At 66.2% G+C, this 8,821-nt stretch carries 9 protein-coding genes; 7 read left to right on the forward strand and 2 right to left on the reverse strand.

What is annotated here, in order from left to right:
- Positions 1–361, reverse strand: a 361-nt coding sequence (locus ACREE8_RS03245) for an alpha/beta fold hydrolase (protein ID WP_431571542.1), incomplete at its 3' end; no start/stop codon positions are given.
- Between the two features lie 219 nt (positions 362–580).
- Here ACREE8_RS03245 and ACREE8_RS03250 point away from each other — a divergent pair.
- From ACREE8_RS03250 to ACREE8_RS03280, 7 genes are all read left to right on the forward strand, one after another.
- On the forward strand, positions 581–1,378 hold the full coding sequence (locus tag ACREE8_RS03250; RefSeq protein ID WP_431571543.1) for an alpha/beta fold hydrolase: 798 nt from the start codon (positions 581–583) through the stop codon (positions 1,376–1,378).
- 272 nt (positions 1,379–1,650) lie between these two features.
- Positions 1,651–2,811, forward strand: coding sequence for an MFS transporter (locus tag ACREE8_RS03255; protein WP_431571544.1), 1,161 nt, complete (start codon positions 1,651–1,653; stop codon positions 2,809–2,811).
- A 191-nt stretch (positions 2,812–3,002) separates the two neighbouring features.
- A complete protein-coding gene (locus tag ACREE8_RS03260; RefSeq protein ID WP_431571545.1) occupies positions 3,003–4,010 on the forward strand; it encodes a ketopantoate reductase family protein in 1,008 nt (335 codons plus the stop codon).
- Complete coding sequence (locus tag ACREE8_RS03265; protein WP_431571546.1) at positions 4,007–4,993, forward strand: NAD-dependent epimerase/dehydratase family protein; 987 nt, start codon at positions 4,007–4,009, stop codon at positions 4,991–4,993. Before ACREE8_RS03260 ends, ACREE8_RS03265 begins: the two co-directional genes overlap by 4 nt.
- Before the next feature lie 147 nt (positions 4,994–5,140).
- Complete coding sequence (locus tag ACREE8_RS03270) at positions 5,141–5,995, forward strand: SDR family oxidoreductase (RefSeq protein WP_431571547.1); 855 nt, start codon at positions 5,141–5,143, stop codon at positions 5,993–5,995.
- A 21-nt stretch (positions 5,996–6,016) separates the two neighbouring features.
- Complete coding sequence (locus tag ACREE8_RS03275) at positions 6,017–6,958, forward strand: class I SAM-dependent methyltransferase (RefSeq protein WP_431571548.1); 942 nt, start codon at positions 6,017–6,019, stop codon at positions 6,956–6,958.
- 58 nt (positions 6,959–7,016) lie between these two features.
- Positions 7,017–7,412, forward strand: a complete 396-nt coding sequence (locus tag ACREE8_RS03280; RefSeq protein ID WP_431571549.1) for a RidA family protein — start codon at positions 7,017–7,019, stop codon at positions 7,410–7,412.
- 13 nt (positions 7,413–7,425) lie between these two features.
- On the opposite strand, the gene ACREE8_RS03285 is transcribed toward ACREE8_RS03280, so the two are convergent.
- Positions 7,426–8,821: hypothetical protein (locus tag ACREE8_RS03285; RefSeq protein ID WP_431571550.1), on the reverse strand; the 1,396-nt coding region annotated here is incomplete at its 5' end.

Here is an 8,821-nt window from a genome sequence, read left to right on the forward strand (position 1 = left end):
CGTCGGTCGCCATCAGGTGATAGCCATAGGGCTGCGCGTCGCGGGTGCTGCGGCCATGGCCGCGGCTGTCCATCACGATCACCTGGTAATGCCTGGCGAACTCGCGCACCTGGTTGCCCCAGTAATCGGCATTGCCGAGCCCGCCATGGAGCAGGATCACCGGCGCGCCATGGCCATAGACCGCGTAATAGATCTGCACGCCATCGACCGGTGCATAACCGCTGCGCACCGGCGTCGGCATCGCCGCCGGCCGCGGCAGCGTCTCCCACAGGTTGGTTTTGGCCGTCGCCGTCACCGGCGCCGCGATGCCCGCCGCCAGCGCGAGAACCGCACCCAGCATCAGAGCCAGAATCCGCTTCATGACCATGTCCCCCGGGTTTCGACGGGCTTTCCTGCGCAAGGATGCGATGCCCGAACTTCCAGGGCCGGATGGTGCGCCCGGCCTCGCCAGGGCGTCAACGGCAGCACTTCTTTCGTCATCCCGTAGAAACCGGGGGCGACAGCAGGGCGGGGGTGACAGGAGGAATGTGTCCATGCATCCTGTTCCCCGTCGCGCAATCATCGGAGGGGAGGGGCATCCATGAGCGGACCGGCCGACAGCGGAACGATCCGGACCAGCGCCGGCGTCGAGATTGCCTACGAGACCCATGGCAAGGGCCCGCCGATGGTGCTGGTCGCCGGTCTCGGCGACGACCGCAGCTCCTGGGCGGCGCAGATCGAGGAGTTCGGGCGCGATCACCGCGTGGTCGTGTTCGACAATCGCGGGATCGGCCGCAGCGCCACGCCGCCGGGTCCCTACAGCATCGAGCAGATGGCGGACGACACACATGATCTCGCCCGGCATCTAGAGCTCGGTCCCGTCACGGCGATGGGCTCCTCGATGGGCGGGGCGATCTGCCAGCAATGGGCCTTGCGTCACCCCGAGGACATCCAGCGGCTGGTGATCACCAACAGCTGGGCCGAGCGCGATATCTTCGTCACCGAGTTGCTCAATCATTGGATCGCCTTGGCCGGGCACGGCCAGAGCCAGCACATCGTCGAGAGCCTTCTGCTGTTCTGCTTCTCGCCCGGCTACCTCACGCGCAAGCCCGAGACGGTGAAGGCCTTTCTCGAAATGCCGGCGCCGCCGCTCGAAGGTTTTGCCGCCGCGGCCGCCGCTTGCCGCGGCCACCACACGCTCGACCGCGTCCACGAGATCCGCCATCCGGCGCTCGTCGTGGCCGGCGAGTTCGATATCCTCACGCGTCCCGAGCTCTCGCGGCGCCTGGTCCAGCGCATGAAGTCCGCGCGCTATGTCGAGGTCCCCACCGGCCATATGGTCTTTTGGGAAATGCCCGACGCGTTCCATCGTGCCGTGCGCGAGTTCCTCGCGAGCTGACCTGAAAATGTCTCCACGCCCCAGCGGGAGGGGGTAGGGGGAGGGGTGCCGCACACTCGAGCGCGCAGCATGCATTCCCCTCCCCGCTCGCTGCGCTCGCCGCCCCTCCCGCCCGCGGGCTTCGCCCGCTCAGTTTTTTGACTCGCCGGCGAAGCCGGCATGGGAGGGGCCGTGGATTCTTTTCGCCATGTCGGCGTCTCCCCTTTCCGATTGACCCTCCCCCCGAAACCGTTCATCTGAACCCCCTTGGGGCATCACGGGTGGGCGTTGCGGTGACAGGCCGGTCTGGCGAAGGCGTGGTTCTGGCCTTTCTCGCCTTCGGAAATTTCATCGTCGGCATGGGCGCCTTCGTCATCGTCGGCATCATCTCGCCGATCGCCGACGGGTTGGGCATCGCCAAGGCCGACGCCGGCGTCGTGCTGACGACCTATGCGCTGGCTTATGCCGTGCTGTCGCCGATCACGGGGGCGATCACCGGCACGCTGCCGCGGCGCGTCGTGCTCGTCATGGCGTTGGCGATCTTCTGCCTTGGCACCGTCCTGTCGGCACTCTCCGCCAGCCTGTTCATGCTGGCCGCCTCGCGCGTCCTGGTGGCGCTGGGCGGCTCCATGTTCACGCCCATCGCGGCTGGGATCGCGGTCGCCCTCAGCACGCCCGAGCGCCGGGGCAAGGCCCTGGCGACAGTCTTCACCGGCGGTACCATCGCCCAGGTCGTGGGCACGCCCTTCGGCGCCTGGGTCTCCTATCATTATGGATGGGCGACGACCTTCTGGGTCGTGGCCGTCCTCGCGGCCGCCGGCGCCGGCGTGATGTTCCTCGCCGTGCCCCGCGATGTCCGCTTCCAGGCAGCGGGCCTTGGCACGATCCTCGCCGCACTGGGAGACCGCCGCACCCTGTTCGCGACCGCCTTCACCGCGACCATGATCACCGCGCTCTATATGGTCTTCACCTTCTTCGGGCCCGTCATCGAGGCTTCGGTCGGATCCGACCCCGAGATCCGCACCGGCTTCCTCGTGCTTAATGGCATCGGTGCGGTGATCGGTAACCTGGTGGGCGGCGTTCTTGCCGATCGCATCGGCCCGCGGCGCACCTTGATCCTCATCTGCATCGCGCAGATCGCGATCATGCCGTTCTTCTCGATCATCCCGCTGACCTTCCTCGAGCTGGCGATCGTCATCGCCACCTGGTCGGCCTTCAGTTTCGCCTTCATGGCGCCGCAGCAGGCGCGAGTCGCGCAATTCGCCCCCCAGGCCGTCGGCATCGTGCTCTCGATCAACGCCGCCATGATCTATATCGGCATCACGGTGGGGTCGGCGGTCGGGTCGCGCATCCTCGGCTGGTACGGGATCGAGGCGCTGGGTATTGCCGGCGGGCTCGTGGCGGTGCTGGCGCTGGCCCATCTCATCGCGTCGGGCCGGCCGCGCCGCGCGTGAAGCCGGGGATTACGAGCTTTGGCGCATCGCGGCCTTGTCTTTTCGCGCCATGTCACATGCAGGATCACGGGCGACGATTCTCCTGGTTCGGCCTCCGGCGCGTCACTAACATTGCAAGCGGGCAACGCATCGAGGGTCGGTTGGCAGCAAATGATGGTTCTCAGCGGCGAACTCGAGTCTGAGGGGGTCTCTTGAAACCTCAGGTCCACGTCGTCGGCGCTGGCGGCATCGGCATCGCCTTGGCCTGGTCGCTGGCTCATGCCGGCTGGGACGTCACGCTGGTCGAACGGAACCCGGCGAAACTCGCCGCCGGACGGGCGGACGGGCTCGGGGTCGCCGGCCGGCTGTCGGTGAAACTGCCTTTCGTCGCCTTCACCGATTGGCGGCCGCCGGCAGACGCGATCATCCTGCTCTGCACGAAGACCTACGATAATCCCGCCGTTCTCGCGCGCCTCGCCACCCTGCGCCACCTGGTTCCCGTACAGAACGGTTACGACGCTCCGCTCGACAGCCACGATTTCGCGGCCGAGGGCATTGCCTCCTTCGTCTCAGAATGCGACCGCGAGCGTCCCTTTACCCGCATCACCCGTCCGGGCCGCCTGCATCTGGGCGCGCGGCGGCCGGCAACGGCTGAGGAACGCGACGAGCTGCGCGCGCTCGCCGAAGGATTGCGGCAGAGCGTTTTGTTCGAGGTCGAGCTGGTGGAGGACGTGCGGCCGTTCAAGGCGGCCAAGCTGATGTACAACGCCGCCATCTCGCCCCTGGCCGCCGCGGCCGGCGTCGACAATGCCGCGCTGTTGACCGACTCCCTCGCCAAGCGATTGTTCTTCGGCCTGCTGCTGGAGAACCACGCCATTCTGCGTCGCGCCGGGCTGGCGCTGGCGAAGATCGGCCCGTTTCATCCGGACACGGTCGTCAGGATTCTGCGGACTCCGGGCCTTCCCACGCTGATGGCGAACTTCTTTCGACCCTCGCTGCGCGGCACCTATTGTTCGATGGCGCCGGATGTCGGCCACGGCGAGACGGAGATCGAGGCTTACAACGGCCATCTGGTGCGGCTCGCCGGCAACTTTCCTTGTCCGCTGAATCGGGCGGCGGTCAGAATGATCGAACGCATCACGCAGGAAAGGTCGCCGCCGCGGCGCAGCCATTTGGACGATATGGTGGCCGATCTTGCCGGCCGGGGAAGCCCGGCATGAACCTGGTCACGGGTGGGGCAGGTTTCATCGGCTCCCATCTCGTGTCGGCGTTGCTCGCCGAAGGCGAGGAGGTGCGCGTGCTGGAGCGGCCCGGCGCGGATGTGGGCCACCTGCCGCTGGATCGCGTCGAGGTGGTCAGCGCCGACATCCGCGACAAAGCGGCCCTCGTCCAGGCGACGCGCAATTGCCGGCATGTCTATCACCTGGCGGCCGATCCGAACCTCTGGCGCCGCAACGTGCGCGAGTTCGACGCCATCAATCACCAGGGTGCGATGAACACCATCCACGCTGCGCTCGACAATGGCGCGGAGCGGGTGCTGCACACCAGCACCGAGAGCATACTCACGCCAGCCGGCTTCAGCGGCGGCCCGGTCGAACAATTGGAACTCAAAGAGAGCGACATCATCGGGCCCTACTGCATGAGCAAGTTCCGCGCTGATGCCGCCGTTCGGCAACTGGCCGCGGCAGGCGCCCCGGTGGTGCTGGTCTGCCCGACCCTGCCCATCGGCCCGGGCGACCGGCTGTTGACGCCGCCCACACGCCTGGCGCTCGCTTTCTGTCGCGGCGAGTTGCCGGCTTACCTGAACTGCCGCCTCAATCTGGTCGATGCCCGCGATGTCGCCACCGGCATGATCGCGGCCATGCGGAAAGGAAAGCCCGAACGACGCTACCTGCTGGGTGGGCATAATTACCAGCTGGCGGACTGGCTGGGCGTTCTGGGTGAGCTGATCGGACGGCCCCTACCGCGTTGGACGGTGCCCCATTCGGTTGCCATGGCGGTCGCCTTCTGCAGCGAGCAGTGGGCAACGCACGTCACCGGCGAGGTGCCGTTGGCAACGGTGACCGGGGTGCGCCTGACGCGCCGCTCCATGTTCTTCGACCCGGCTCCGACCTGGAAGGAACTGGGCCTCGCCGTGCGGCCGGTCCAGGAGTCGGCGCGCGATGCGGTCGATTGGTATCGGTCGCTCGGCTGGCTGCGATGACACCCGGGGTCTCCACCTTACTCTCGATCGCGAATCGGGCCGGGCGACCGTCTCAATGATCGAGCGTATCGTGCCGGACAGGTTGCCGCCGCGGTGCAGCCAGCGGGATGACATGGCGGCCGATCTTTCCGGGGAGGAGGATCCTCGATGATCCTGGTCACCGGCGCCAACGGAAACACCGGCAGCGAGGTCACGCGCCAGCTCGCCGCCGCCGGGCGGCCGGTGCGGGCCCTGTTGCGGCGCCGCGACAATGCAGCGAAGCTGCCCAGGGCGGGCGTCGAGATCGTGCTGGGCTCTTTCGCCGACATCCCTTCGCTCGATGCCGCCATGACGGGGGTGGACGCGGTCTTCCTGATTTCCTTCGAGCATCCCGAGCAGCTGGCCTTGCAGGCCAATGTCATCGAGGCCGCGGGACGGGCCGGCGTGCGGATGATCGCGCGGCTTTCCGCCGCCTCCGCCGATGCCGAATCGCCCGATCCCCTGATCAGCACCCACGGCAAGGGCGACCTTCAGCTCGCCCGGTCGGGGCTCGGGCATGTGCTGATCCGGCCCCAATGGTTCAGCCAGAACTTCATCACCTATTGTCCCGGCGGGGTCCTCCGGTTGCCGGCCGGCGAGGCGCGCCTCCCCTTCGTCGACATCCGCGACATCGGGGCGGTGACGATCAAGGCGCTGACCGAGCCCGGACATGACAGCAAGGCTTATGTTTTGACGGGCCCCGAGGCGCTCAGCCATGCCGAGGTCGCGGCGATCCTTTCCGAGGCGACGGGAAAGCGCTTTTCTTACGAGGATATTGCGCCGGAGACCTATCGGCGGATGTTGATCGCCGAGGGCGCCTCGGAATTCCGGGCCGACCTGGTCGTCAATCTGTTCAAGCGCATGCGCCGGCGGGGCACCGCCCCGATCCATGAGGATATCGCCTGGGTGCTCGGCCGGCCGGCGATCGGTTTTCGCCAGTTCGCCCGCGATTATGCCGGCGAGATCGCGAAGCAGGTCGGCTGACAGCTGTCGGATCACAATCCGGTGTGGGACCCGCGGTCTCCGGGACTGTCGGCTGGACGGTACGGCGAATATTCCCATAATGCCTCGCCCGCTGATGTGAAGCCGTTTGCAGGCCCGAGTGTTCAACATAATCAGGAGTGGAATCTCATGAACCCGAACAAGGCACTTTGGGAAAAGGGCGACTTCACGCGCATTGCCGCGAACATGCGGGAAAGCGGGGAGGCGCTCGTCAAGCGAATCGGAGTCACCAAGGGGCTCAAGGTCCTGGATCTCGGATGCGGCGATGGAACGACGGCACTGCCGGAAGCAAGGCTCGGCGCCGACGTGCTGGGTGTCGACATCGCGAGCAACCTCGTCGCGGCCGGGAACAGGCGTGCCCAGGAGGAGCGTCTCGCCAACTGCAGGTTTCAGGAAGGCGACGCGTCCAACTTGCAGGAGCTGAAAGACCGGTCTTTCGATCTCGTCGTCAGCATCTTCGGCGCCATGTTCGCGCCCAGGCCCTTCGACGTCGCCAAGGAGATGGTGCGCGTGACCCGGCCCGGCGGGCGGATCGTCATGGGGAACTGGATTCCGAACGACCCGACGCTGGTCGCGCAACTCTTGAGGATCAGCGCCGCTTATTCGCCGCCGCCGCCGGAAGGATTCATCAGCCCGATGACCTGGGGTGTCGAAGCCAACGTGATCGAGCGATTTGCCGCCGCGGGGATTCCAAAGGAGAATATCACCTTCGTCAGGGACAGTTTCTCCTTCGATTCTCCCCGCCCACCGTCCGAGCTGGCGGATGCCTTCAGGAAGTTCTATGGGCCGACCATGAATGCCTTCGAAGCGGCCGAGAAGAACGGCCGCGTCCCCGATCTGCAGAAGGAGGTGGAAGCTCTGTTCAACGCCCACAACAAGAGCGCGAACAAGAATGCCACGTCCATTCCGGCGACCTTCCTGCGCGTGACCGTCGCGGTCGATTGACCGGCTGACCGGTGGACGAACGCGACTTGGCGCGAACTGAGGTCCGAAAGGGGCCGGCATGACTGGAAAAGTGGAAACCTCGACACCGCCCAACACGCCGGTCCCGATCGGGCCCTACAATCACATCGCGAAAGTCGGTCCCTTCATCACCATCGGCGGTACGGCCGGCGTCGATCCGGCGACGGACAAGCTCGCGGGCCCGGATGTCCATGCGCAGACGACGCAGATCCTCAAATCCTTTGCTGTGATGCTGGCCTCGGTCGGCTCCGACCTCGGCCATGTCCTGCATATCAACGTCTTCCTCGCGGCGATGTCGGATTTCGAACGCATGAATGAAGCCTATATCGCGGCCATGGGCGAACATCGCCCGGCGCGCACCGTCATCGGCGTGCGCGAGCTGCCGAAGCCGGGCGTGCTGCTGACGATGAACCTGACGGCCGTGACGCGGGGCTAGAGACAAGCGTCGATCAAGGGAAGGACGGCTTCTGCGGAATGCGGATCGGGACCTGGGTCTGAATCTCATTGTCCGCCGGATGAGCATCCGGCACGCCCCAGATATCGTTTGCCGCCGTGCCGCTGGCTGTGATCTTGGCCGTCAGCACCTTGCCGTGCATCGCGTGCGCCGGATCGACGCTGAGCGTGATCGTGGCGCTGGCGCCCACGGCAAGCGGTCCGACCGCGCAACTGATGATCCGGCTGTCGCAGCGGCCCGAGCTCGAGATCAGCTTGGCCACACTGACGGATCCCCGCGCCAGGGGCTTGAGGCCCGGCGCCAGGAACGCGGTCGTGACCTTCGCGCTCGCCGCGGCGCCCGGGCCGTTATTGTTGAGTGTGATCCGAAAGATGAGGGTGCGCAGCCCGGTCGTGCTGGAGACAGCCTTGCCCTGCGTGACCGTGACATGCAGCGCCAGATCGGGGCCCGGGGGCAGGACCGAACTCTGCTCGATAGCGTAGACGCCGTTCTCAGTGCCGACATAGAGCTTGCGCGAGTTGCCGGCGTCGGTCGCCAGCGACGTTACTTGGAGATTACCGAGGCCGGTGCTGAAGGGAAGCCAGCGGCCCCACCCGGTGGTGCTGCCCTTGAAGATTCCCTGGCCAGCGGTGGCAGCGTAGATGACCCCCGGCTGCTGGGGGTCGAGCGCGATCGCCCCGATCGGTGCCGCGACGAATCCATTGTTGAAGGTCATGGGCGATATGAACTGGCCGCCATTCTGATAAATTTGGACCTTGAAGGCCGCGCCGCTGCGCGTGCCGACATAGAGAGTGTCCGCATGGGCCGGATCGAGCGCGATCGCCGTCAGGTCGGTGCCGATGACATCTTCGAGATGCGACCCGCTGCTGCTCTGGTCGAAGATGAGCTGCTCGACATGGGTCCATACCGCCGCAGCGCCCTCCCCTTCGGTCGTCTTGAACAGGCCGCAATCGGTGCCGGCATAGCGGATGAGCGAATGCTGGCTGTCAATCGCCGCAGCGTGCGTGATAAGGCAGCCGAAGAGGCCCCGATAGGCCTCGAACGAGTCGCCGCTGTCGCCGCTGCGCCACGACCCGTCATCGGTGGCGGCAAGAATCTCGTTGGAGAATTGCGAGTCGATGGCCACTGCGTAGACCTGGGTCGCGCCCTGCGTGGAATCGACCGTCTTCCGTCGCCAGGTCTGGCCGCCATCCGTGCTGACATAGATCCGGCTCGCGGCGCCGGCTCCGGCAATGAGATGGTTCGAATCTTGCGGATCGACCGCGAGACTGAGAATCGGCTCAAATGCTCGCCCCTGACTGTCGGTTGTCGTGTGCACCCAGGAGCCGCCACCATTCGACGTCGCAAAAATGCCATTGGGCGTGGCGACATAGAGTATGGGTGTGCTAGTC

Source organism: Hypericibacter sp. (assembly GCF_050729195.1).
Lineage (GTDB): Bacteria > Pseudomonadota > Alphaproteobacteria > Dongiales > Dongiaceae > Hypericibacter.

Coding starts and splice junctions, on each gene's coding strand:
- ACREE8_RS03265 (WP_431571546.1), top strand. CDS start 4,007: ATGAACCTGGTCACGGGTGGGGCAGGTTTCATCGGCTCCCATCTCGTG.
- ACREE8_RS03250 (WP_431571543.1), top strand. CDS start 581: ATGAGCGGACCGGCCGACAGCGGAACGATCCGGACCAGCGCCGGCGTC.
- ACREE8_RS03280 (WP_431571549.1), top strand. CDS start 7,017: ATGACTGGAAAAGTGGAAACCTCGACACCGCCCAACACGCCGGTCCCG.
- ACREE8_RS03270 (WP_431571547.1), top strand. CDS start 5,141: ATGATCCTGGTCACCGGCGCCAACGGAAACACCGGCAGCGAGGTCACG.